Source organism: Pseudomonas sp. 14P5.3.2 (assembly GCF_057799175.1).
The window spans coordinates 1-24,803 of sequence record NZ_JBYOKU010000003.1 but is presented as its reverse complement, the minus strand read 5'-3'; the positions used below and the strand labels follow the sequence as shown (position 1 = coordinate 24,803).

The window sequence follows — 24,803 nt, the reverse complement described above, 5'->3', positions numbered from 1 at the left end:
GATCAAGCCAGTTCCCTCTCCTTCAGCAACCGGGTATCCAGCCCAAACCGCTCCTGGGAAACCATCTTGAACTGCCCCTCTGCCAATTCGCAGCTCACCAGCAGATTCCAGGAGTGCCGGGTCGCCGCCGAGGGGATCAGTACAAACGGATGCTCAGCGAGTAACGCATCGGCAAACAGTTGTTGATTGGGCGAAGGCTTTGCGGGGCTCAACCAGTAAGGATTCGGCACCTCCTCCGGCTGGACGATTTTCACCTTTGCTTCGCTGATGACCTCAAAGCACGTGAGTACATAACGTTCGCTGTCGAGCGCATCAAAACTGCGATTGGCTGCCACTTCCAGAATCGCCGAGGACGGATCGACTGATGCATAAACGACTCGCCGCCCGGGTATGTTCCATCGGCCACCATTGAGATTCGAACCCATCCCGCTGTCCCACGTCCCTCCGTAAATCTCGGGGTCCAGCCGCCAGGCATACCAATGCTCGTCCCAGGGCAAGGGATTCATGGGTAAACCCCGTATATCAGCTGCCCCAGATACTGCTCCACCATCTGAAATCCCAGTGAGTGCCGGATAAACTCCATTGGTACGCGACCGCTCAGGTAGGTGCTGGGTTTGCGCAGCCACTCTTCGGCCCGTGACTGCCTCCCGAAGGCGTGAATGGCCTTTTCCAGCACCAAGGCATATTGGTAGGCGACGACGCTCTGCTGGGGATCAAGCCGTACCGGTTTACCTTCCTTCAGTAATCGCCGTACGGTTCTGACCGACTTGCCGGTGATACGTTTGACCATATCGCCTTGCAGATACAGTTCAGAGGTTGAAAGCATGTTGACCACATCGTTCAGTTCAAAACCTTCGTCGGTAAGTTGAACGATCAGAAAGGCGTCGTCACCTATGTTCTGGCCATGCACGAGCAAGTCGACAGGTTTGCCCTCGGCCCTCTTCACACCCGTCAGCCGGGGTATCTTGACGCTGGGCATCGCGACATCCTCCACGGGGCATCTGGCACGATCGTCACGCCATTGAAGGCGATGGGAATAAGCAGGCGTTTCGTATTCGAGGTGATGAGTTCGCATGATCCATCCGTTATCAGAGGCCTGAGCGTCCAGGCCATGTACGACTTCAATGTCATGTCCGATGCTATAGATCGCGCTTCCGACGACCAACCTGAGAATGTCGTCGGAAATATCCCCACTTATGCGAAAACCCCACCTGTTTCCGTAGGACGTTACTGACGAATAACGCCTGCTCAACTGCCGAAGTGATAACTCACATCCAGCCACCACTGCCGCCCGTACGGGTCATAGTTACCGGTCGGGTAATACGGCCAGCCGGCCGAGTCATCGTGCTTGATCTGGTTGAGCACGTTGTTCACGGTCAGGCCGACACTGGCGCGGTCATTGAGCTTGTAGCGCGCACTGGCATTGAACACCGTCCATGGCGACAGACGCCCGTCGCCCGCGCCGTTGGTCACCGAGCCATAGCGAATGCCCATCAGCGTCGCCGTGGCTTTCTGGTAATCCCAGGTCAGACTGGCGTTGACCTTGCTGCGCCAGTCGTAATTGGTTCGCGAAGTGCGCCAGTCCTGAGTCGGCGCCTCGTCCGACTCCTTGTAGAAATGCGACAGCACCAGGGTGTAGCCCAGCGCCGAGCTGAATGCGCCGTACTGGCCGGTCCCCCAACGAATGTTGCTCTTGAAGTCCAGACCGCTGACCCGCTCGCTGGCGGCATTGATCGCATTGACTCGCACCCGTTGCAACTGGTTGGGATCGATAGCGGCATTGCCCGGGTTGCGGTCGATGCGCGCCAGGGTCGACTGGCAGTTGGCCGAGTTGATGTCCTGGGTGCCGTTGCGGCATTCGTTCTCTTGTTGCAGCAGGCGGTTTTCGTCGACGGTGGTCAGCAGGTCGTCGATCTCCACACGCCAGAAATCGGTGGAGAAATCGAAATTGCGCGACGGTGACCAGACAAAACCATAGGTCCAGGATTTACCGCGTTCGGACTCAAGGTCCGGGGTACCGCTCTGGGTGTAGTCGACCCGCCCGCGATCACACGCCCCCTGCACACCCTGGCTGCAACCGTAGTAGTCGATCTGCGCCGGGTAGTAACCGTTGCTGTCGGACTGGTAGATGTAGTTCAGGTCCGGTGCGCGGAAACTGGTGCCATAGCTGCCGCGCAGCAACAGGCTGGTGACCGGACGCCATTCAAGCCCAAGGTTATAGGTCTTTTGCTGCTCGCTGCGGCCACTGAATTTGTACTGGTCCCAACGCCCAGCAGCGGTGGCCAGCACGGTGTCGGTCAGCGGAATGCTGAACTCGCCACCGGCCGCATAGCGCTTGCGCGAACCGCCGGAGCTTTGTGCCGGGCTCACGCCATAGAAAGTGCCGTCATTCAGACCGTCGTCCGGGTCGACGCGATATTCCTGCTTGCCCGCCTCCAGCACACCGGCAAATCCGACCGGGCCGGCCGGCAAGTCAAACAGATCGCCGTTGACCGAGGCGTTGTAGCTGGTGGAAACCGACTTGCTGTTCTGGGTCAGGTTGCTGCGAAACTGATCCCATTCCTGTGGCGTCAGTGGGCGATCGAGACGCGAGGCATCGGTAGAGAACACCGGGTAACCGTTACGTGTGCCCAATTGCGGGCCGAGGTAGAAATCCTGAATCGATGACAGCGGTGTGTAGCGCGTGGTTCTGACGCTGCGGTATTCCGAGCGGTTGGCGGCCAGATCGTAGTTCCAGCCGGTGTCGGCGATCTTGTCCGAGAGGCCGAGGGTGCCGGTCCACGACGTGTCGGTCCACTTGCTGTTGTTGCTGGTACGGCCACCGATTTCCTCTTCTCCGTAACGGCGATACCAGCGCTCAAGATTGCCGCTGTTCTGGTTGATGAAATCCGGTGAGGTGAAGGTCGGGCCCCGGGTGTTGTTCTGGATGTGATCGAGGCCATACATCAAGTCGGCAAACACCTGGCCGCTATCGCTGAAGTGCCACGTGCCGCGGGTGTAGCCGTCGTAGTTTTCCTTTTGCGTCTGAATGGTCCAGTAATCGTTGTACATCTGATCGGTGCGGCAGCGCCCACCGTTGTTCAACAGCTTGTTATCGAAAGTGCCTTGATAGGCACCGCAACCGGGGCCAAGGTAGCGGTTGTTGCTCAGGTCGCGACGGTAACCGACGTCCGCCAGCGGGCCACTCTGCATGAAGCCTCGGTCGTCGGCCCAGATCGGATCGCGGTTGGTCAGCTCCAGGCCGAACAAGCCGTCGAAGTCGCCCCAACTGCCGCCGCCGCTGATTTGCAGGCGCTGATTGTCGCCACCGCCACGCTCGCTGGTGCCGCCCTTGAGGTTGACGTCAATGCCATTGATCTGCTTCTTGAGGATGATGTTGACCACCCCGGCAATCGCGTCCGAACCGTAGATCGCCGAGGCGCCGCTGCTGAGAATTTCGATGCGTTCGATGACCGCCGAGGGAATGTTCGCCAAGTTGGTGAAGTTGACCTTGCCGTCGTACGGGGTCGGGTAATCGGCGACGCGTCGGCCGTTGATCAGCACCAGCGTGTGATTGGGACCGAGTCCGCGCAGGTTGATCGCACTGGCCGCCGGCTGCCAGGTGTTGCCATAGTCTTCGCCCTGGGTCATGCCGGTGTTTTGCGTCTGGGTCGCCAGGGCGTCGTAGACGTTCTTGTAGCCGCGCGCTTCCATCTCTTCGTGAGTGATGACGTTGACCGGGGTCGCACCATCGCTTTGCGCGCGAGCGATTCGCGAGCCGGTGACGGTGACTTTTTCCATGCGGTAATCGGCGCTGGTCGCTGGGGCCACGGCGCTGACTTTGGCCGCCACCGGCGTGTTCGCCTCGCCTTCGCGCACACTCAGGCCCTGGGCGCTCTGCTCGACTTGCAGGCCGCTGCCAAGCAACGCCTTTTCGACTGCCTGACGTCCACCCAACGCACCGCGCACCGCACTGCTGCGTTTGCCTTGCACCAGATTCTGGCTGAACGAGATCGGGACGCCGGTCTGACGCGAGATGTCCAGCAGGACCTCATCGAGCGGGCCGCTGGCGATGTCGAAGGTGTACACCTGGGCGGCAGAATCCTGCGCATGAACCACTGTCGGTCCGAACCCCATCGCCAGTGCGGCGGCGAGGGTCAGGCGCGGTAATTGTTGTTTGAATGAAATCATCAAGGGCTTCCCTGTTGAAGGCGTCTGCAGGGAATGAGCAGCGGGCCGGCGCTTTTTATAGGGCGGCGATTAGGCCAAGAAGTTATGACGCTATAACCGTGCACCGATGCTGACCCAGTACGGGTTGTGCCAGGTGACGCGGATTGGCAGCGAGCGCTCCAGCAGTTGCAGGGTGCGGTCGCTATCGTCCAGCGGATAGAGACCGCTCAGGCGCAGATCGGCCACTTCGGGGCTCAGGTGCAGGATGCCGCGTCGGTATGGGCGCAGGCCGTCGATCACTTCGCTCAACGGTCGGTCGCGCACTTCCAGTCGACCTTGCACCCAGGCACTTTCCTGCCCGGTACTGCGTTCCAGAGCCAGAATGTCCTGTGCGTTGAACCGCAGACTCTCCCCCGCCTCCACCACTTGCCGCGCACCGCCGGCGGTAACCACTTCGACCTGCGAGTGCAGCATCACCAGGCGGGTGAAATCATCGTTTTGTTGCACGAGGAATTTCGTCCCCAGCGCACGCATCCGGCCGTGCTCGGTCTCGACCACGAATGGCCGCGCAGGATCCTTGGCGACATCCACCAACAACTCGCCCGTACGCAATGCCAACAAGCGCTGAACCGCATCGAATTGCGTCACTACGCGCGTCCGCGCATTCAGGCTCAGCGCACTGCCATCCTCCAGGGTGAAATCGCGTCGTTCGCCGGTGCCGGTCGCCAGTTCTCCGGCTTCCGGCAGCCAGCCGTAGCGACGCCCGAGCAACCCGGCCAGCACCGCGATGCCGAGCACACTCAAGCTGCCGCTGAGAAAGCGCCGTCGACTCGACGGTGCGTTCAGGCTGTGCAGCAGGCTGTTACGCGGCAGCCCGCGCAAGGTCGGATTACGCAGCAGGTTAAGGCCGCCGCCCATTTGCTCGATGATCCGCTGGTGCCTTGGGTCGGCCGCGCGCCACGCTTCGAACGCGGCACGCTCGCCTGCGCTGGCCTCGCCGGACTGCAACAGTGCCATCCACTGCGCCGCCTCATCGATCACCGCTTCGTCCGGCCTCATGCCTGCATCGCCTGATAGCAACGCTTGAAGGCCTCGACCATGTACTGCTGCACCCGGCTGGTGGAAACCCCCAGCCGTTCGCCGATTTCGCTGTAGGTCAAACCGTCGAGCTGATGGTAGAGAAACGCGGCTTTGGCCTTGGCCGACAAACCGTTGAGCAGGCGATCGACCGCCAGCAGCGCCTCGATCACCAGCGCCCGCTCCTCCGGCGATGGATGCACCGGTTCCGGCGCCAGCGCCAGGCTTTCCAGATAGGCGCGTTCCAGGTCCTGGCGGCGCCAGCCTTCATAGACCAGCCGCCGGGCGATGGTGGTCAGCAACGCCCGCGGCTCGCGAATGGCGGTCGGGTCCGGCAGGGCCAACACCCGTAGGAAGGTTTCCGATGCGATGTCTTGTGCACTGTGCGGGCAACCCAGCGTGCGGCCAACGGCAGCGCACAGCCAGCGATAGTCCTTTTGGAACATTTGCCCAATCATCCGGTAATGCGGGTTTTGAACATCACCCATGTCTTGCTCCCTGAAACGGGTCCCACCCGCTGCGAAAAACCATCGTTCTGCCGGGATCGTCCGGCTCCAGATCAGGGGGCGACTGTGCAATAGCGCCGCTTACATTTGAAGTAATTAAAAATCAGTATAAGCAAACTATTGAGAATAAGACGCGCCGTCGCCGCAGAAATATTGACTGACACAACGTTGATCCCGGTCAGTTGCCCGCCCTGAAGCACTCTCTAATCTGCGCGCTCCATCGAACGCCAAGGACGGCTCACCGGGAGCCCGCGGCTATCCCTTCAAGGAAGAAAACCATGCGATCACTGAAGATTATTCTGCTGTCCTCGGCATTCAACGGCCTGACCCAACGCGCCTGGCTGGAGCTGCGCCAGGCCGGGCACTCGCCCAGCGTTGTGGTGTTCACCGATGAAGCCTCGGTGTGCGAACAGATCGAACACAGCGGCGCCGATCTGGTGATCTGCCCGTTCCTCAAGGATCGCGTGCCGCATGCGCTGTGGAGCAATACCCGGCGTCCGGTGGTGATCATCCACCCGGGAATCGTCGGCGATCGTGGCGCCAGCGCGCTGGATTGGGCGATCAGCAATGAACTGACGCGCTGGGGCGTGACCGCCCTGCAAGCGGTGGAAGAAATGGACGCCGGCCCGGTCTGGGCCACCTGCGAATTCAATCTGCCCTCGGGCTTGCGCAAGTCCGAGCTGTACAACGGTCGGGTCAGCGATGCGGCGATTCGCTGTATTCGCGAAGTGGTCGAGAAATTCATCGACGGCGTGCAACCGGTCGCACTGGATTACACCGACCCCAAAGTCCGCGGCCGCTTGCAGCCGAACATGAAGCAGGACGACCGTACCTTCAGCTGGCACGACTGTTCGCGCTTCATCAAACGCTGCATCGACGCCGCCGACGGCCAGCCCGGGGTATTGGCGAGTCTGGCCGGCGGGCAGTATTACGTGTACGACGCGCACCTCGATCAGCGCACTGGCATTCCCGGCAAGATTCTCGCCGTGCATGACGACGCGGTGCTGGTCGCAACCGGCGATCACAGCTTGTGGATCGGCTCGCTGCGGCGCAAACCGCTACCCGGCGAAGAAACCTTCAAGCAACCGGCGCGGCATGTGCTGGCCGGGCAATTGGCCGACGTACCGACCCTCGACTGGTCGATTGCCAGCCAGCCGTTCAGCGACGAGGCCTATCAGCCGATCCGCTATCGCGAATCCGGGCATGTCGGTGAGCTGACGTTCGAGTTCTACAACGGCGCGATGAGCACCGAACAGTGCCAGCGCATGGTCGAGGCGCTGCGCTGGGCCAAGTCTCGGGACACTCGCGTGCTGTTGATCAAGGGCGGGCGCGGCAGCTTCTCCAACGGTGTGCACCTGAACGTGATCCAGGCTGCGCAGGACCCGGGTGCCGAAGCGTGGGCGAATATTCAGGCGATCGACGATGTCTGCGCCGAACTGCTCAGCGCGCGGCAACTGGTGGTCAGCGGCGTAACCGGCAATGCCGGGGCCGGCGGCGTGATGCTGGCGCTGGCCGCCGACATCGTGTTTGCCCGCGCCGACATCGTGCTCAATCCGCATTACAAGAGCATGGGCCTGTATGGCTCGGAATACTGGACCTACAGCCTGCCCCGCGCCGTCGGCCCGGCGATGGCAGAGCAACTGACCCAGGCCTGTCTGCCGGTCAGTGCCACGCAGGCGCTGCAACTGGGCATGGTCCAGGAAATCGGTCCGCGCTGCCCGGATGAGTTTTCACTGTGGCTGCTGCAGAGGGCCAACGCAACGCTGAGCGATCCGACCTACGCAGCCGTGCGCGAGCGCAAGTTGCGGGTCGATCAGGTGCTGATCCAGCAGTGCCGGGAAAACGAACTGCAGGAAATGCAGGAAGACATGCTCTACAACCGCAACCAGTTTGCCGAGAAGTGCCGCCACTTCGTCTACAAGCGCAAGGCCTGCGGCACACCGGCGCGGTTGGTGGAAGACTGGGCGCGGGTGCGTTCGACCGAGTTGGCCAGTTGATTTTGCGGTGACTGCCTTCCCCTCACCCTGGCCCTCTCCCAAGGGAGAGGGAACTGACCAAAGTGTCTGGCGCCCCGCATCGACCTGAAATATCTCGGTCGATTATGGATTCAACGCTGATCGTTCAAGTCGGTGTATTTCTTCAATATTCCCCAATCAGTCCCCTCTCCCTCCGGGAGAGGGTTAGGGTGAGGGGCTTTTGCCTTTACAATGCCCGCACCTCAGACACCGGCCCGCCCATGGACATCGATCTCGCCCGCACCTTTCTGGAAATCGTTCGCCACGGCAGTCTCGCTGCGGCGGCGCAGAAGCTGTTCGTCACGCAGACGGCGATCACCGCCCGGGTGCAGAAACTTGAAAGTCAGTTAGGCAGCACGCTGTTCGTGCGCAACCGTGCAGGGGCGAAACTCACCGCCAATGGCGAAGCCTTCGTGGTCTATGCCAATCAACTGGTGCAGACCTGGGAAGCCGCGCGGCGCGACCTGCCGCTGCTGGACGGTTATCACAACGTGCTGCACATCGGCGGCGAAGTCAGCCTGTGCAATCCGTTGATGCTCAGTTGGGCCGCCGAACTGCGCGAGAAGATCCCCGGGCATGCCCTGCGCATGGAAATCCGCGACGGCGAAAACCTCCTGCGTCAACTCGAACTTGGCGTGCTCGATGCCGCACTGGTCTATCAGCCCGAATACTGGCCGGGCCTGCAGGTCGAGCAGGTGTTGGAAGAGAAGTTGATTCTGGTGCGTGCGCCGAACCGCCCGGATCCCTACGTCTACATCGACTGGGGTCCGGATTTCCGTCGCCAGCACGACGCCGCCCTGCCGGACAAGGCCAAAGCCGCGCTGAGTTTCAACCTCGGCCCGCTGGCCCTGCAATACATCCTCGAACATGGCGGCAGCGGCTACTTCCGCACGCGCGTGGTGCGCAGCTATCTGGAAACCGGGGCGCTGGAAGCGGTGACCAAGGCCCCGGAATTCGGTTACCCGACCTATCTGGTGTACGCCCGCGAACGTGACTCGGCCACGCTGCAACAGGCCTTCGATCTGCTGCGCCAGGTGATCGCCACCGATGACGACTGGTCGCAACGCTGGAACCCGTTGAGCTGAATCGGCCGCTTTACACCGGAGCATGGCGCAAGTGACCTCAAGGTGCGGCCTGCACAAACGGCCGGATCGACTAATCTGCCGGGTATAACAACAATACCCACAGGTGAACGCAGTGAGGCAGACCACCGAGGCATTCCGCAGCCGCTACCGTGCGGCCATTCATCCGTTGTACAACCCGTGGCTGCACGGCGCCTTCGTGCTGCTGTTCGGCGTGCTGGCGATCGGCACATTCTGGAGCAGCGCGCATCAGGTGCAGCCGCTGGAATGGCTGAGCGTGCCGCTGACCCTGCTGTTCTTAAACTTCGGCGTGTACATGGTCCATCGCCATCTCGGCCATCACAAAAAGACTTTCGCCAAGCTGTTCTACGCCCGGCACGCCGGCGATCATCACAGCTTTTTCACCCCCGGCCACATGACCTATGACGGCGCTCGCGACTGGCGGGTGATTCTGTTTCCGGCCTGGCTGATCGTGGTGCATACGCTAGTCATTACCCTGCCGTTGTGGTGGCTGCTCGCGCAGCTCAACACCAATGTCGCCGGGCTGTTCGGCGGCTGCATGGTGCTGGGCTATCTGGCCTACGAGGTGTTTCACGCCTGCGAGCATTTGCCACCGCACAACCTGCTGACCCGCCTGCCGTGGATCCGTCAGATGCGTCATCTGCATGAGTTGCATCACCGTCGCGAGCGCATGCAGGAACGCAATTTCAATATCGTTTTCCCGCTGATGGATTACCTGTTCGGCACCCTGTACTGGGAGCCGCAACCCGCCCCGTTGCTCTATTCGAGATCGCCCATGACCCGCATGCAGCACCAGATCGACATCGCTGGCGAGCCGATTGCCGTGCTCCGCTACGCCGCCAACGTCAGCCACTGGCCCGAATGGCACCCGTCGTCGCTGAAAATCGACGGCCCGCAAGGCCCGTTGCATGCCGGTGCGCGTTTCGAAGAAGACATTCATGCCGGTGGGCGCGCCGGCCATTTGCGCTGGGAGGTCACCGAGTACCTGCCCGGTCGACGCTGGTGCGCAAAAGCGCGAGGCGATCACGGTTTATCGCTGCTGCTGACCTACGAATGCGCGGCAGAAGCCGATGGCACGCGGTTCGTGCGCACCCTGGATTACCAATTCGATGGCTTGGGCATGCGCCTTGCCAATCGCTTGTTGCTCAAGCGCCGCATCGAACGTGAATCGGCGACCTCGATGCAGGCCCTGCGTGATATGGCGTTAAAACACTTGGCGCTGACGGGACACCGTTCATGAAGCGCCTGCTGTCAGTGCTGGTGATCCTCGTCATCGCGTTTCTGCTGCTGATGCCGACCAAGGTGCAGCCGGTGGCGTGGAAGCCGCCAGCGGCGCCGTCTCTGAGCGAAGGGCCGTACGCGGAAAACCAGCGCCTCAAGGCCGCCAAACAGGTAGGCCCGAGCGACATCGACGGCCCCGAAGCATTGCTGCTGGAGGGCGACTTCCTGATCACCGGCCTGCATGACGGGCGACTGATCCGCACCAGCCTCGATGGCAAGGAGCGCAAGGTGCTGACCGACACCGGCGGCCGGCCGCTGGGTCTGGCGCGACATCCCAATGGTTTGCTGGTGATCGCCGATGCGGTCAAAGGTCTGCTGTCGCTCGACGCTCAGGGTCGATTGATTCCTCTGACCACCGAGGCCAATGGCTTGCCCTTCGGTTTTACCGACGATGTGGCGATCGACAAGTCCGGGCACTACGCCTATTTCAGCGACGCCAGCAGCCGCTGGGGCTATGGCCATGACGGCGAAGCGATCATCGAACACGCTGGCGACGGTCGTTTGCTGCGTTATGACTTTCAGACCGGCAAGACCAGCGTACTCCTCGATAAACTGGAGTTTGCCAACGGCGTGACCCTCGGCCCGGATGACGCCTATGTGCTGGTCAACGAAACCGGTGCCTACCGCATCAGCCGCTACTGGCTGACGGGGCCCAAGGCTGGCACCCATGACCTGTTCATCGACAACCTGCCCGGCCTGCCGGACAACCTCGCCTTCAACGGCAGCAACCGCTTCTGGGTCGCGCTCTACGCGCCGCGCAGTGCCTTGCTCGATGGCACCGCCGGGCATCCGTTCGTACGCAAGATGATCGTGCGCGCGCTGACGGTGTTGCCCAAACCGGTGGAGAAACGCGGGTTTGTCCTGGGGCTGGATCTTGAGGGCAAGGTGATCGCCAATCTGCAGGACGCCAGCAGCGGAAATTACTCGCCGATCACCACGGCACGCGAGTATGGGGACTGGTTGTATCTGGGGTCGCTGAAGGCTACGCACATGGCGCGGTTGCCGTTGGCGGATGCGTTGAAGTGAGTCCGGGCCAATGTGGGAGCGAGCCTGCTCGCGAAGGCGGTGTGTCAAGCAACGATGATGTTGAATGTGCAGGTCTCTTCGCGAGCAGGCTCGCTCCCACAGGGGGATTACATTCCAGTTGTAGGAGTGAGCCTGCTCGCGATAGCGGTCTATCAGTTACCGGACCTGTCGAATTTGTCCGGATCTTCGTCTTCAGGCAGATCCTCATCCGGCTCTTCGGGGTGGGTGGTGGTGTGCGCCGGGCTGTTGGGTTCGGGATGCGTGGGAACCGGGTCAAAACCGCCCTGCTCTTCACTGGGGAATCTGGGTTTGTTCATGGGGCACCTCGCAAAGAGTCGCTGAGTGAAGACTCTGTACATTCGAGGTGCCGGTCGGGGGCTGCGTTCAGTCATTTCACCATCGCGGATCGGTGAAGCGACTGACGGTCAGGATCGAGCCTGTAACTGCGCGACGATCTTGTCTTTGACCTGCAAGCGTTTCTCTTTGAGCTTTTTCAGTGTGTCATCGCTGGGTGCATCCGAGGTCGCCGTCTCGGCCTTGACTACTTCGGCGTCCGCCTGGGAGTACTTGTTGATCAGCGCATCCAGAAACGGATCCTCGGTGCGTTTTTGCTGGACCTCTTCCTTCGTTAGCTTCAAATCCTGATACAGGTCATGAGTCACCGGCATGGAACACCTCCGTCAGTTGATCGGCAGCCAACGCGACCGATTGCGCTGGCAGTTATCAGAATGGCCTTGGTCGGGCCGTTCTGTCGACCTCCTGTCAGACCAGCGGTGGCCGTTCGTCGCCCTGTCGGAAACGCGATCAAACCTTTTCCCGCTCCACTCCCTCCATTGCATAACGTCAACAAAAACCTGTGTGGAGAAACATCAATGGACGGATTCAACCTGCGTCATCTCGTTTTGGCTGTCGCCCTGAGCGCCGGCATGGGCAGTGCCTTCGCCGCTACCTCGAACAGCTTTGTCGACAACGCCGCAGCCGGTGGCATTTCCGAGATCGAAACCAGCCGTCTCGCCCTGGAAAAAAGCCAGTCGGCCGACATCAAGGCCTTCGCCAACATGATGATCACTGACCACAGCAAGGCCAACGATGAGCTGGCCAGCATTGCCCAGGCCCATGACATCAAGGTTCCGGACACCACCACCCTGGTCAAGCAGGCCAAGGAAAAGATCCTCGACATGCGCGATGAATCGTTCGATGCGGCCTACGCCAACAACCAGGTCAAGGCCCACGAAGAAACCATCGAGCTGTTCAAGAAAGAGGCCAATACCGTGACCGACGACAAAGTCAAAGGCGCCCCCGAGCTGAAGGCCTTTGCGCAGAAAATGCTCCCGGCATTGGAAAAACACCTGACCGCCGCCAAAGAGTTGCAGGCCAAACACCCGAGCAAATAGACCGGGCGCTGCACACTAAAAAGGCCGCATTCATTGAATGCGGCCTTTTGTCGTTTCAGGGCGATTTAACCGCCGTCGGTGTCGATGTCGGCATCGGTTTCTTCACCGGGCTTCGGACGATCTGGCTCAGGTTCAAACCCCGGGCTGAACTCGTTGTCGTTATCGGTGTGTTTGTTCTTCTGATCCACCGCCGGATCGGCGCTCTGCGCCTGCTCGGTACCACCCGTGGGTTGCGTTGGCGGGCTCTGGCCCGGCACTTGCGGGTCGATGGCCGGGTCGTTGCGATTGATCGGTTCTGAACCCTGGTTCTGTTGTTGCTTGGTTTGCTCGTTCATGGCTACCTCGTTTTTCACTACCGGCGCGACTGAAACCGGCCGGCCTTGAAGATTCGAAGCCTGGGTAGCGCCAACGTTCAAAACATCGCTGGTTGCCAACTCGCCAACTAGAATACCGTTGCGTTCCATGCCTCAGATCAAAAATATCCTTCCGGACTCGAACAACTATTTCGAACGGCAAAGGTCACTGACTTCGCACCGGTCATTTTTTACAGAACCGGCCCCAATACGCTACGGAGCAACAGGCACATGGCAGCACTGCAGAACAGCACACTCGATGCGATGAAGAACAAACAACCACAACTGCTGGGCGAATGGATCAACGGACTGGAAGCCAGCGGCGCCAACCGCAACCTCAAAGAACACGACCTGCAACAGCAGACCAGCGAATTCCTGCAACTGGTGATCAACGGCCTGCAGGACGACAATGGCACCAACATCAATGCGCCGGGCTGGGAGTCCACCCGCCAGTTCCTCGAAAAGCTCTCCCATAGCCGTGCCCTGCTCGGTCAGGATTCGCAACAGACCGCCAGTTTCATCTTCGCCCTCAAAGGCCCGCTGTTCTCCCTGCTGCAAAGTCACTACCGCGAACAACCCGCGCTGCTGGCCGAACAACTCTGGGAAATTTCCGAGTTGTTCGACGCCTTCGGCTTGCACACCATCCGCACCTTCCAGAAATCCCGCGAGGCGGTGATCAAGCGTCAGCAGGAAGAACTGCTGGAGCTGTCCACTCCGGTGGTCAAGCTGTGGGACGGCGTGCTGGCGCTGCCAATGATCGGCACCCTCGATTCGCAACGTACCCAGGTGGTGATGGAATCGCTCCTGCAACGCATTGTCGACACCGGTTCGGAAATCGCCATCATCGACATCACCGGTGTGCCGACCGTCGACACGCTGGTCGCCCAGCACCTGCTGAAAACCGTGACCGCGATTCGTCTGATGGGTGCCGACTGCATCATCAGCGGCGTACGTCCGCAAATCGCCCAGACCATCGTCCACCTCGGCCTCGACCTGCAAGGCGTGGTGACCAAGGCGAACCTGGCCGACGCACTGAAACTCGCCCTCACCCGCCTGGGCATCAGCCTCGGCCAAGCGGTCTGAGCCGATGGAACGTATCCCGATTCTCCAAATGGGCAAGTTCCTGCTGGTCACCATTCAGGTCGACATGCATGACCAGCTCGCCCTCACGTTGCAGGACGACTTGTCCGAGCGCATCAGCAACACCTCGGCGCGTGGTGTGCTGATCGACATCTCGGCGCTGGACATGGTCGACTCGTTCATTGGCCGGATGATCAGCACGATTTCCGCCCTGTCGAAAATCATGGACGCCGAAACCATGCTGGTCGGCATGCAGCCGGCGGTGGCGATCACCCTGGTCGAACTCGGCCTGACCCTGCCGGGTGTCAGCACCGCACTGAACGTCGAGCGCGGGATGAAACTGCTGCAGGAACGAGTAAACCGGCAATGACCGTACGCAGCAGCGGTACTCAACCCATCCATATCGAGCAGGATGTCGTGCTCGCACGCCAGACCGCCCGCAAACTGGCCACCGAATGCGGGATGCGCCTGATCGACCTGACCAAAATGGTCACGGCGGTCAGCGAACTGGCCCGCAACACCATGGTTTACGGTGGCGGCGGCGACATGGACTGGCAGATTCTCGATGAAGATCACAAGGTCGGTCTGCGCTTGACGTTCCGTGACGAAGGCCCCGGTATTGCCGATATCAAACTGGCGATGACCGACGGCTGGACCTCCGGCAGCGGCATGGGCCTGGGCCTGACCGGGGCAAAACGCCTGGTCGAGGAGTTCGAACTGGACACCGAGCCGGGCAAGGGCACGCGAATAACGATCACCCGATGGACATGAATATCGCAGGGTCGCTGACCCAGGTGCTGCTGATCGAAGACAGCAGCCAGATCGGCCATGCCCGGCGCACCGCGCAACGGCTGGCCGAGCAACACGGCTTTGATGCAATCGATGCCGGGCGGGTGGCGCTGGTTGCCACCGAACTGGCCAGCAATGTGCTCAAGCACGCCAGCCGCGGCGAAGTTCACCTGCGCCTGCTGCCGCGCCCCAACGGGTACGGCATCGAGATGCTCGCGGTGGATCGTGCTCAGGGCTTTGACCTCGATGCCTGCCTCACCGACGGTTTTTCCACCGGTGGCACCCAGGGCATTGGACTGGGTGCCGTGGCGCGGCAGACCGAAGTCTTCGACGTCCACGCCGACGCCCGTGGCGCGGTGCTGCTGGCGCGTTTGTACCCGCGCGGCGACCGTCAACCGGACCTGCGTTACGGCGTCAGCCAGCACTCGTTGCACAACGACCCGGCGTGCGGCGACACCTGGCATCTGGCGTACAACGACGCGAATGTCAGTGCGCTGATCATCGACGGCCTCGGTCACGGTGAGGATGCCGAGCGCGCGGCCAAGGCCGGCGAGCGGGTGTTCGCCGCGACCCCGTTCGCCAGCCCGGTTCTGCTGATGGAGGACATGCACCGCGACATGATCGGCAGCCGTGGCGGCGCCGCCGCGTTCGCCCAGTTCAATGCCGCCCGCGACGGCCTGACCTTTACTGGCGTGGGCAACATCGGCGCCAGCCTGATCACCGCCGACAAGTCGCGGGGCCTGGCCTCGCATCCGGGCATCGTCGGCGGCCAATACCGGAAAGCCCAGCCTTTTGACTATGCTCACGTGAACGGACATCTATTGATCATGTACAGCGACGGCTTGCAGTCCCGTTGGAATCTTCAAGACTACCCCGGCCTGGTGCACCGCCATCCCGCCGTGATAGCCAGCGTCCTGCACCGCGACTTCTGTCGCGGGCGCGACGATGTAACGGTGCTGGTCGTTGCCCTGGAGGCCGCCCATGGCTGAGTCGCCAACCCTGAACCCCGCCGAGCAGGCTGCGCTGATTGCCCAGTTGCAGAGCGAGACCGCCGCCCTGCGCGAAGAACTCGACGAAACCAACCAGGGCGTGCTGGCGCTCTACGCCGAACTCGATACCCAGGCGGAAGAGCTGAAGCAAGCCTCGGACCTGAAAAGCCGTTTCCTGTCGTACATGAGCCATGAGTTCCGCACCCCGCTGGGCTCAATCCTGAGCATCAACAGTTTGCTGGCCGACGAACTCGACGGCCCGCTCAGCCCCGAGCAGCACAAGCAGGTGGCATTCGTCAGCAGCGCCGCCCGTGAACTCAGCGACATGGTCGATGACTTGCTCGATCTGGCGAAGATCGAAGCCGGGCGAATCACCATTTCCCCGGCGTGGTTCGACATGTTCGACCTGTTTTCCGCCCTGCGCGGGATGTTCCGGCCGATCGTCGATGCCTCGGCGGTGGACCTGATCTTCGAAGAACCGGTCGGCCTGCCGCGCCTGTACACCGACGACAAGAAACTCGCGCAGATCCTGCGCAATTTCATTTCCAACTCGCTGAAGTTCACCACACGTGGCGAAGTGCGGGTTTCGGCGCGACTTGAAGGCTCGGACAAAGTACGTTTTGCCGTCAGCGACACCGGTATCGGTATCGCGCCGGAGCTGCATGGTGCATTGTTCGAGGACTTCTCGCAGGTCGACTCGCCACTGCAGAAACGCCTGCGCGGCACCGGCCTCGGCTTGTCGCTGTGCAAGCGCTTCGCGGCGCTGCTCGGCGGCGAGGTCGGGATGGACAGTACACCGGGGGTCGGCTCGACCTTTTTCGTGATCATTCCACTGGCGCTCGCCTTGGAGAACGTCGATGAAACGTGACATCCGTCTGTTGATCGTCGACGACAACGTCGCCACCCGCTACGCCTTGCGCCGGCGCCTGGAGCGCCATGGCTACGAAGTGCTGGAGGCCGGCACCGGCAGCGAGGGCCTGGCGCTGATCGCAAGCGAGGTACTTGATGCACTGATCCTCGACGTCAACCTGCCGGACATGAGCGGCTTCGACATCGTGCGTATCCTGCGCGCCGATGCACGCACTGCGTTGCTGCCGGTGATCCACGTGTCCGCCGCGTCGATTCAGACGGGCGACATCATCACCGGCCTCGACGCCGGCGCCGATGCCTACCTGATTCACCCGGTGGACCCGGACGTCTTGCTGGCGACCCTGCGCACCCTGCTGCGGGTGCGCGACACGGAAAACGCGCTGCGCGAGAGCGAGGCACGTTTCCGCGAGATTTTCGTCAACGTCTCGGCGCCAATTGCCGTACTCGATGCCAACTTGAAGGTGCATGAGTGCAACCACGCCTTCACGCAGATGATTCAGGACAATCGCAACCCCGAAACCCTGAGCGAATGCTTCGACGAAGACCAGGGCGCGATCCTCAATGAGCTGCGCCTGCGGCTGGTCGATGGCGAGCGCTGGAAAGGCACGTTGAACATGCGCGTGCAGGGCGAGATCCGCGAAACCGAGTGGCAGATTTCGCCGTACCGCACGCCGCAGTTGAGCCTGGTGTTTGTCGAGGACGTCACTGAACACCGCCATCGCGAGCGCTCGCATCTGGCGCAACTGGATGACACCACCACGCAACTGGCCAAGGAAGTCGCCGAGCGGGTGCGCGCCGAAGCGCAACTGCTGCAAGTGCAGAAAATGGACGCGCTGGGCAAGCTCACCGGCGGCATCGCCCACGACTTCAACAACCTGCTCACCGGGATCATCACCAGCCTCGAACTGATCCAGAAACGCATGGCCGATGCGCGTCCGGACAAAGTGCAGTTCTACGCCGAAGCGGCACTCAATTCGGCGATGAGCGCGGCCTCCCTGACCCATCGCCTGCTGGCTTTCGCCCGCCAACAGCCGCTGGACACGCGACCGGTGGACATCAACGAGCAGGTGCGCTCACTGGAAGAATTACTGGTGCGTACCATCGGCGAACGCATCACCCTCAAGCTTGAACTGACCAGCAAACCGGCGATTGCCCTGGTCGATCCGGTGCAACTGGAAAGCGCGGTGCTGAACCTGGTAATCAACGCCCGGGATGCGCTGCCCAAGGGCGGCAATATCTGGGTCAACACCTATGCCGCCTATTCCCATGGTGATCCGAACCTGGCCGATGGCGCCTATGTCGCACTGTCGGTGCGCGATGACGGCACCGGCATCGAGCACAGTGTGATCGACAAGGTGTTTGACCCGTTCTTCACCACCAAGCCGCTGGGTCAGGGCACCGGGTTGGGACTGTCGACAATCTACGGTTTCGCCCGCCAGTCCGGCGGCGATGCCCACATTCGCAGCGTGGCACGGCGCGGCACTGAAGTGACGATCATGCTGCCGGCCACCAGCGACCCGACTGGAGCTGATGTTGCTCCGGTGGTGGTCGACCCGCAGGGTTCAGGCGAGCATGTGCTGATTGTCGAGGACATGCCGGCGGTGCGCATGTTCGTCACCGAAGTGCTGGAGGACGCGGGTTATCGTTGCACCCAGGCGGCGGATATCGAAACCGCACTGGAGCGTTTGCAGAATGACCCGACGATCAACCTGCTGCTGAGCGACGTTGGCCTGCCGCGCATGAGTGGCCGCGAGCTGGCGGACGTGGCGCGGGGCTGGCGTGACGGCTTGCCGATCCTGTTCATGACCGGTTATGCCGAAACCGCGATCAATCGTCAGGTGTTCCTCGGCAGCGGCATGGATATGCTGGTCAAACCCTTCCAGATAAGCGAACTGCTGGACAAGGTCCGTCGCACACTTGATGGTGCCTGACACACCGCCTTCGCGAGCAAGCTCGCTCCCACATTGGATCTGTGGTGATCAACTACCGTGAGCACACCACAAAATCCTGTGGGAGCGAGCTTGCTCGCGAAGGCGTCGGTACATCCAGCATCATCATTGCCTGACACACCGCTTTCGCTGGCAAGCCAGCTCCCACACTGGATCTGTGTTGATCACCAACCGTGTGCACACTCAAAACCTGTGGGAGCCAGCCTGCTGGCGATGGGGCGGGTGCTATCGGCTCAAGGCCCGGGCCAGAAATGGTGCGGTGCGGCTCCTCTTGCTCGCTGCGACTTTCTGCGGGGTGCCCGCCACAACAATCCTGCCGCCCTGATCCCCGGCCCCCGGGCCGATGTCGATCACCCAGTCACTCTGCGCGACTACGCGCATTTCATGCTCGACCACGATCACCGTGTGTCCTGCCGTGACCAGCGTATCCAGTTGCTCCAACAACCGATCGACGTCCCGCGGATGCAGCCCGGTGGTCGGTTCATCCAGCACATACAAGGTCGCGCCACGCTGATTGCGCTGCAACTCGGTGGCCAGTTTGATCCGCTGCGCTTCACCCCCCGACAACTCGGTGGCCGGTTGGCCCAGACGCAGATATCCGAGGCCAATATCCCTCAGCACCTCCAGCGAACGGCGAATCCCCGGTTGCTCGGCAAACACCTCGACCGCCTCATCCACGGTCAGTTGCAACACCTGCGCGATGCTCAGGCCTTGCCACTCAATCGCCAACGTCTGCGGGTTGTAGCGCGCGCCATGACAGGTCGGGCACGGCGCATACACGCTGGGCATGAACAGCAACTCGACGCTGACAAAACCCTCGCCCTCGCAAGTCGGGCAGCGGCCCTTGGCGACGTTGAAGGAAAACTGCCCGGCGTCATACCCCGCCGCCCGTGCCTCGGGCGTGGCGGCGAACAGCTTGCGCACGTTGTCGAACAGCCCGGTGTAGGTCGCCAGGTTGGAGCGTGGCGTGCGGCCGATGGGTTTTTGATCGACCTGCACCAGGCGCTTGATCGTCTCCAGCCCCGCTGTCACCTGACCACTGCTGGTCTGTGGCGCATCGTCTTCCAGACTGAGTTCTTCCGGCTCGTCCTCCACCACCGGCCGCCCGAGTTGCGCGCCGACCAGCTCCAGCAACGCCTGACTGACCAGACTCGACTTGCCCGAACCGGAAACCCCGGTCACCGAGGTGAAGCAGCCCAAGGGAAATTCAGCGCTGAGGTTGTGCAGGTTATTGCGGCTGATGCCATCGAGTTTCAGCCACCCGGTCGGCTTGCGCACAGTGCGGATCTGCCGCTGGCTATCAGCGAACAGATAGGCGCGGGTCTGCGACGCTGCAACCTCGGCCAGCCCGGCCGGCGGGCCGCTGTACAACACCTGCCCACCCTTCTCGCCCGCTGCCGGGCCGACGTCGATCAACCAGTCGGCGCGGCGCATGGTTTCCAGATCGTGCTCGACCACAAACAGCGTATTGCCGTCGGCCTTCAAGCGCTGCAAGGCTTCGAACAGCGCCTCGCCATCGGCCGGATGCAGACCGGCGGACGGCTCGTCGAGCACATAGATCACGCCGAACAACTGCGAACCCAATTGCGTCGCCAGACGCAGACGCTGCAGCTCGCCGGACGACAGCGTCGGCGTGCTGCGCTCCAGCGCCAGATAACCCAGCCCCAGATCGGTCAGGGTGCTGACCCGTTCCAGCAAGTCCTCGGCAATCCGTTGCGCCGCCAGGCGTTTTTCCAGCGACAGGTTCGGTGTGTGGCGCACGTCCGGCGCACTGGTGTGGCCGCTGGCACCATGAGCGACACGCTGCTGGCGGGCTTCGCGGGTTTGCGCATGACTGAGGGTTTCGCCGCTTTCTTCGGACTGCTGCAGATACGTTGCAGCTGCGACTGGCCGCAGTACTTCGGCCACTTGCAGCAACGGCATCTGCGACAGTTCACCGATGTCATAACCGGCAAAGGTCACCGACAACGCTTCGCGCTTGAGGCGCTTGCCGTCGCACAACGGACACGGGCTGCCGAGCATGAACTGCGAAACACGCTTCTTCATCAGCGCACTTTGCGAGTGGGTGAAGGTGTGCAGGATGTAGCGGCGGGCGCCGGTGAAGGTGCCCTGATAACTCGGCTCCATCTTGCGCTTAAGGGCGACCCGGGTTTCTTCCGGGGTCAGCCCGGCGTACACCGGCACGGTCGGGGTTTCTTCGGTAAACAGAATCCAGTCACGCTGTTTTTTCGGCAGTTTCTTCCAGGGAATATCGACGTCGATGCCCATGGTCACGAGGATGTCGCGCAGGTTCTGCCCTTGCCAGGCCAGCGGCCAGGAGGCCACGGCGCGTTGGCGGATGGTCAGGTTCGGATCGGGCACCATCAGCGCCTCGGTCACCTCATAGACTCGCCCAAGGCCATGGCACTCGGGGCACGCACCCTGTGGCGTGTTCGGCGAAAAATCCTCGGCGTAGAGCATCGGCTGACCCGGCGGGTAACTGCCGGCGCGGGAATAGAGCATGCGGATCAGGCTCGACAGCGTGGTCACGCTGCCCACCGACGAACGCGTGCTCGGCGTGCCACGCTGCTGTTGCAGGGCCACGGCGGGCGGCAGGCCTTCGATGGAATCGACATCCGGCACGCCAACCTGGTCGATCAGCCGCCGCGCATACGGCGCCACCGACTCGAAATAGCGCCGCTGCGCTTCAGCGTACAAGGTCGAAAAGGCCAACGACGACTTGCCCGAACCGGATACACCGGTGAACACCACCAGCGCATCACGGGGGATATCGACGTCGACGTTTTTCAGATTATGTTCCCGGGCGCCACGCACCCGGACCATGCCGGTGGGTGCCTTGGAATTACGCTTGGAAGTCATTGGCGGGCCTTGATCGGAAAATGTAAGTCGAACCCAAAACCTGTGGCGAGGGAGCTTGCTCCCGCTGGGCTGCGAAGCGGCCCCAAATCCAGACGAATCAACCCGGCAGGTAAACTGCGGTTCCCGGGTTTACGACTGCTGCGCAGCCGAGCGGGAGCAAGCTCCCATTCCACAGGGAATTGGGAATTAGCCAGTCAGGCACTGAGCACCGAGCGAATCATCTGCAACAACGCCTGCGGGCCATACGGTTTGCCCAGCAAGTGCGTGTCCGGGCTCAACTGGTGGTTGCGCGAGATGATGTCGCGGGTGTGGCCGGAGGTGAACAGCACCGCCACTGCTGGCCTCTGCACCTTGGCCCACGCGGCCAGATCAGAACTTTTGATCAGCCCCGGCATCACCACGTCGGTGAAAATCAGATCCACCTTCGCGCCGTCCAGCAGCATCTGCATCGCCACGTCGCCATTGCCGGCGGTCAGCACGCGGTAACCCTCTTCGCGCAGCAACTCCACGGCCGAGGCGCGCACCGCGTCGTTGTCCTCGACCACCAGAATGGTTTCATGGCCGCCACCCTCCTGCTTGCCGAGGCTCGGTGACTCTTCGAGGATCGGGCGCAGGCTGCGCGGAAAGTACAATTGCACTCGAGTGCCTTCGCCCACGGTGCTTTCGATCTCGACGTGGCCGCCACTCTGTTTGACGAAGCCGAACACCATGCTCAAACCGAGCCCGGTGCCCTGACCATCGGCCTTGGTGGTGAAGAACGGCTCGAACACTTGCTCGAGCATTTTCGGTGCAATGCCGACGCCGGTATCGCTGACCATCACCCGCACGAAATCGCCGGCAACGATGCCTTTGCCGGTGCAAAAGCTGCTGTCCAGCCGAGTATTGACGGCGCTGAGGACAATGGTGCCTTCGCCCTTCATCGCGTCCCGGGCGTTGATCGCCAGGTTCAGAATGGCGTTTTCCAGTTGATTGCGGTCGACGTTGATGTGCCACGGCTCATGCGGCAACTGCACGTCGATTTGAATGGTCTCACCGAGGGCGCGTTGCAGCAGTTCGCCGACACCATCGAAGATCTGCCGTGGATCGCAGACCGCCGGTGACAACGGCTGACGCCGGGCGAAGGCGAGCAATTGCGACGACAGCTTGGCCCCACGCTCGACCGCCGCCAGCGACGCGCTAACCCGCCGTTGCACGTTGGCATTGTCCGGCTCATGCCGCGCCAGCAGGTGCAGATTGCCGGCGATCACCTGCAGCAGGTTGTTGAAGTCGTGGGCCACGCCGCCGGTCAGTCCGCCGATGGCTTCGAGCTTCTGCGACTGACGCAATTGCTCCTCGGCCGCCAGCCGCGCCCCGACTTCATCGGCCACACGCTGTTCGAGGTTGCGGGTGAATTTGAGCAGGGACTCTTCGGCGTTCTTGCGCTCGTGAATGTCGATCAACACCCCGGGGAATCGAAACGGCGAACCGTGTTCGTCGAACTCGCAGGCGCCGCTGGCCAGCACCCACAGATAACTGCCGTCCGGGCGCTGTACCCGGTACTCGGCGTTGTAGGGCTCACCGGTCTGCAGCGAATGGCTGACCCGATCGTTCACCCACGCCAGATCATCCGCGTGGATCCGCGCTTCGCAGTAGGACTGCGGCAGATTGCTCAGGTCCTGACCCGGTGGATACGAAAACGTGCGGGCGAAACGCTCGTCCGCCGACAACACATTGTTCTTCACATCCCAGACAAACGAGCCAAGCAAGGCTCCGGCATTCAGCGCCAGACGCACCCGCTCGTTGTCGGCGCGATAGGCATCTTCAGCCGCCTGACGCAGGCGCTCGGAGCGCACTAGGTCGGTGGTCTCGACCACCATCGCCATTACCCCGGCCGGCACACCGTCATCGTTCGCCACCGGGCTGTAATACAGATCCATCCAGACGTCTTCGGGCACGCCATCACGCAACAGCACCAGTTCCTTGTTGCGAAACGACAAGGTGCCACCCGCCAGACAGGTATCGACCACATGCCGATTGAATTCGGCGACTTCCGGCCAGCCCAGTTCCACCGGCACCCCCAGCAGATACGGGTGGCGGCCACCGGCAAACTGCGAGTAGGCGTCGTTGTAGATCATGTAGCCGGCGCGGCCCCAGAGCATCACCATCGGCAAGGGGGACGCCAGCATCAACTGCACGGCGCTGCACAGACTGGCGGGCCAGGCGTCCAGCGGGCCGAGTTCGGTCTGACTCCAGTCGAACGCACAAATGCGCCCGGCCATCTCGCCTTTCCAGCCCTCACAACCGTGGCTATCGGATAAAAACTGCATCGATTGACTCGGTGTCCTGTGGTGTTTGCCCGATACATCGCGACGGCAGAACGCCGCGACGCCCGTCTGTTTCGAGCGTCACCGGCCGTAATGGTTTCATTAGGTTATAGCCGATTTCACACCCGATTCGACTTTAAACCCCGATCAGGTGCTTGAGCGGATGGTAGCCAGTTTTCATCTTCGCCGCGACGTCGAGAATCGCCTTCTCGATGCCGTTCAAATGCGTGCAGGTCAGTTCGATGGCGGCGCTCTGGTCACCCGCTTCAATGTATTCGATCAAGCGCAAATGTTCGTTGTCGCGGCAGGCTTCATGGCTGTCGTCATCCAGCGCGGCGACGTACAGCGAGGCGCGGGAAATCAGCTTCTGGAACCAGTCGAGCAGCACCGGGTTATTGAGGCTGCGCGCCAGTTTGAGGTGGAACTCGCCGAGCAGGTAAATCAGTTGCTCGTGATCGCCCGCCGCGTGGGCTGCGTCTTCCAGTAGCAGGTGCTCGCGCAGGACCTGCATGGCAGCGGTGTCCTTACGCCGACAGAGTTCGGTGACCATACCGATCTCGATCAGCCGACGGGTTTCGAACAGCGAGCGGATCTCTTCGTTGCTCGGCAGCGACACCGATGCACCTTTATTGGGTTCGGTGGTGACCAGCCCCTCGGCTTCCAGTTGCTTGAGCGCGGCGCGTACCGACGTGCGGCTGACATTGAACAGTTCGGCCAGCGACGCTTCGCCCAGCTTCATCCCCGGACGCAGCGAACGCTTGCTGATCGCCTGGTAAATCCCTTGGTAGACGCGGTCGACCGTGGTTTCCAGTTTCTTCTCGGTCATTCGAACACTCCTTTAGCCTCGGGCGAACACGGTGTTCCAGCGTTATGCGCCGTTGCACAGATAAGTGTGGCGCAGGATATCGCCTTCGGCGTCGAGATGCAGGATCTGGATACGATTGGTCGGCGGGATGATTTCGATTTGCCGACCCGCTCATTGCAAGCGTGGACGGAAGCACCGGGCGTTGGCGAGCGGTTTTGGCCGACGCCAAATAAATCGGCTGCGAAACGCCTTCCC

General features: G+C 61.7%; 22 protein-coding genes. 11 read left to right on the top strand and 11 right to left on the bottom strand.

The window, feature by feature from the left end; all coding sequences use genetic code 11:
* Positions 1–2 precede the first annotated feature (2 nt).
* The 5 genes from AC27VU_RS03170 to AC27VU_RS03150 all read right to left on the bottom strand — a co-directional run bounded on the left by AC27VU_RS03170 (position 3) and on the right by AC27VU_RS03150 (position 5,714).
* A complete protein-coding gene (locus AC27VU_RS03170) occupies positions 3–506 on the bottom strand; it encodes an RES family NAD+ phosphorylase (protein WP_003225547.1) in 504 nt (167 codons plus the stop codon).
* Positions 503–979: an antitoxin Xre/MbcA/ParS toxin-binding domain-containing protein gene (locus AC27VU_RS03165; RefSeq protein WP_488723378.1), complete on the bottom strand. Its 477-nt coding sequence runs from the start codon at positions 977–979 to the stop codon at positions 503–505. Before AC27VU_RS03165 ends, AC27VU_RS03170 begins: the two co-directional genes overlap by 4 nt.
* A 269-nt stretch (positions 980–1,248) precedes the next feature.
* Positions 1,249–4,170 (bottom strand): TonB-dependent receptor domain-containing protein, encoded by a 2,922-nt coding sequence (locus AC27VU_RS03160; protein ID WP_488723377.1) that lies wholly within the window; start codon positions 4,168–4,170, stop codon positions 1,249–1,251.
* Positions 4,171–4,260: 90 nt separating this feature from the next.
* The gene (locus tag AC27VU_RS03155) at positions 4,261–5,208 is read right to left on the bottom strand and encodes a FecR domain-containing protein (RefSeq protein WP_003225552.1); all 948 of its coding nucleotides are present in this window, start codon (positions 5,206–5,208) and stop codon (positions 4,261–4,263) included.
* Positions 5,205–5,714 carry a sigma-70 family RNA polymerase sigma factor gene (locus AC27VU_RS03150; RefSeq protein ID WP_003225554.1) on the bottom strand — a complete coding sequence of 170 codons (510 nt, stop codon included), beginning with the start codon at positions 5,712–5,714 and terminating at the stop codon, positions 5,205–5,207. The genes AC27VU_RS03155 and AC27VU_RS03150 overlap by 4 nt, the downstream gene beginning before the upstream one ends.
* A gap of 296 nt (positions 5,715–6,010) precedes the next feature.
* On the opposite strand from AC27VU_RS03150, the gene AC27VU_RS03145 reads away from it, so the two are divergent.
* The 4 genes from AC27VU_RS03145 to AC27VU_RS03130 all read left to right on the top strand — a co-directional run bounded on the left by AC27VU_RS03145 (position 6,011) and on the right by AC27VU_RS03130 (position 11,157).
* The gene (locus AC27VU_RS03145; RefSeq protein ID WP_488723376.1) at positions 6,011–7,729 is read left to right on the top strand and encodes a hydrogenase maturation protein; all 1,719 of its coding nucleotides are present in this window, start codon (positions 6,011–6,013) and stop codon (positions 7,727–7,729) included.
* A 239-nt stretch (positions 7,730–7,968) separates the two neighbouring features.
* Positions 7,969–8,832, top strand: coding sequence for a LysR family transcriptional regulator (locus tag AC27VU_RS03140; protein ID WP_045122483.1), 864 nt, complete (start codon positions 7,969–7,971; stop codon positions 8,830–8,832).
* Between the two features lie 112 nt (positions 8,833–8,944).
* The gene (locus AC27VU_RS03135) at positions 8,945–10,090 is read left to right on the top strand and encodes a sterol desaturase/SRPBCC family protein (protein WP_488723375.1); all 1,146 of its coding nucleotides are present in this window, start codon (positions 8,945–8,947) and stop codon (positions 10,088–10,090) included.
* Entirely contained in the window at positions 10,087–11,157 is a 1,071-nt protein-coding gene (locus tag AC27VU_RS03130; protein WP_262143392.1) for an SMP-30/gluconolactonase/LRE family protein, read from the top strand. The genes AC27VU_RS03135 and AC27VU_RS03130 overlap by 4 nt, the downstream gene beginning before the upstream one ends.
* Positions 11,158–11,309: 152 nt before the next feature.
* On the opposite strand, the gene AC27VU_RS03125 is transcribed toward AC27VU_RS03130, so the two are convergent.
* Both AC27VU_RS03125 and AC27VU_RS03120 read right to left on the bottom strand, forming a co-directional pair.
* A complete protein-coding gene (locus AC27VU_RS03125; protein WP_488723374.1) occupies positions 11,310–11,474 on the bottom strand; it encodes a hypothetical protein in 165 nt (54 codons plus the stop codon).
* Positions 11,475–11,582: 108 nt separating this feature from the next.
* Positions 11,583–11,825 carry a DUF465 domain-containing protein gene (locus AC27VU_RS03120; RefSeq protein WP_027613686.1) on the bottom strand — a complete coding sequence of 81 codons (243 nt, stop codon included), beginning with the start codon at positions 11,823–11,825 and terminating at the stop codon, positions 11,583–11,585.
* 204 nt (positions 11,826–12,029) lie between these two features.
* On the opposite strand from AC27VU_RS03120, the gene AC27VU_RS03115 reads away from it, so the two are divergent.
* On the top strand, positions 12,030–12,551 hold the full coding sequence (locus AC27VU_RS03115) for a DUF4142 domain-containing protein (protein ID WP_338802166.1): 522 nt from the start codon (positions 12,030–12,032) through the stop codon (positions 12,549–12,551).
* Between the two features lie 65 nt (positions 12,552–12,616).
* Here AC27VU_RS03115 and AC27VU_RS03110 read toward each other — a convergent pair whose 3' ends face one another.
* Positions 12,617–12,886 carry a hypothetical protein gene (locus AC27VU_RS03110; protein ID WP_262143391.1) on the bottom strand — a complete coding sequence of 90 codons (270 nt, stop codon included), beginning with the start codon at positions 12,884–12,886 and terminating at the stop codon, positions 12,617–12,619.
* Between the two features lie 249 nt (positions 12,887–13,135).
* Here AC27VU_RS03110 and AC27VU_RS03105 point away from each other — a divergent pair, with 249 nt between their 5' ends.
* From AC27VU_RS03105 to AC27VU_RS03080, 6 genes are read left to right on the top strand one after another with little or no spacing between them, the layout of a single operon-like run.
* Positions 13,136–13,987 (top strand): STAS domain-containing protein, encoded by an 852-nt coding sequence (locus tag AC27VU_RS03105; protein WP_201137441.1) that lies wholly within the window; start codon positions 13,136–13,138, stop codon positions 13,985–13,987.
* 4 nt (positions 13,988–13,991) lie between these two features.
* On the top strand, positions 13,992–14,354 hold the full coding sequence (locus AC27VU_RS03100) for an STAS domain-containing protein (protein WP_003225568.1): 363 nt from the start codon (positions 13,992–13,994) through the stop codon (positions 14,352–14,354).
* Positions 14,351–14,755 (top strand): anti-sigma regulatory factor, encoded by a 405-nt coding sequence (locus tag AC27VU_RS03095; protein ID WP_003225570.1) that lies wholly within the window; start codon positions 14,351–14,353, stop codon positions 14,753–14,755. Before AC27VU_RS03100 ends, AC27VU_RS03095 begins: the two co-directional genes overlap by 4 nt.
* The gene (locus AC27VU_RS03090; protein ID WP_473020066.1) at positions 14,752–15,762 is read left to right on the top strand and encodes an ATP-binding protein; all 1,011 of its coding nucleotides are present in this window, start codon (positions 14,752–14,754) and stop codon (positions 15,760–15,762) included. The genes AC27VU_RS03095 and AC27VU_RS03090 overlap by 4 nt, the downstream gene beginning before the upstream one ends.
* The gene (locus AC27VU_RS03085; protein ID WP_003225574.1) at positions 15,755–16,630 is read left to right on the top strand and encodes a sensor histidine kinase; all 876 of its coding nucleotides are present in this window, start codon (positions 15,755–15,757) and stop codon (positions 16,628–16,630) included. The genes AC27VU_RS03090 and AC27VU_RS03085 overlap by 8 nt, the downstream gene beginning before the upstream one ends.
* A complete protein-coding gene (locus tag AC27VU_RS03080) occupies positions 16,620–18,563 on the top strand; it encodes a response regulator (RefSeq protein ID WP_488723373.1) in 1,944 nt (647 codons plus the stop codon). The genes AC27VU_RS03085 and AC27VU_RS03080 overlap by 11 nt, the downstream gene beginning before the upstream one ends.
* Before the next feature lie 243 nt (positions 18,564–18,806).
* On the opposite strand, the gene AC27VU_RS03075 is transcribed toward AC27VU_RS03080, so the two are convergent.
* The 3 genes from AC27VU_RS03075 to AC27VU_RS03065 all read right to left on the bottom strand — a co-directional run bounded on the left by AC27VU_RS03075 (position 18,807) and on the right by AC27VU_RS03065 (position 24,569).
* The gene (locus tag AC27VU_RS03075; RefSeq protein WP_488723372.1) at positions 18,807–21,440 is read right to left on the bottom strand and encodes an excinuclease ABC subunit UvrA; all 2,634 of its coding nucleotides are present in this window, start codon (positions 21,438–21,440) and stop codon (positions 18,807–18,809) included.
* Positions 21,441–21,634: 194 nt separating this feature from the next.
* On the bottom strand, positions 21,635–23,746 hold the full coding sequence (locus AC27VU_RS03070) for a hybrid sensor histidine kinase/response regulator (RefSeq protein WP_488723371.1): 2,112 nt from the start codon (positions 23,744–23,746) through the stop codon (positions 21,635–21,637).
* A 133-nt stretch (positions 23,747–23,879) separates the two neighbouring features.
* Positions 23,880–24,569 (bottom strand): GntR family transcriptional regulator, encoded by a 690-nt coding sequence (locus AC27VU_RS03065; protein WP_045122485.1) that lies wholly within the window; start codon positions 24,567–24,569, stop codon positions 23,880–23,882.
* Positions 24,570–24,803: the final 234 nt, after the last annotated feature.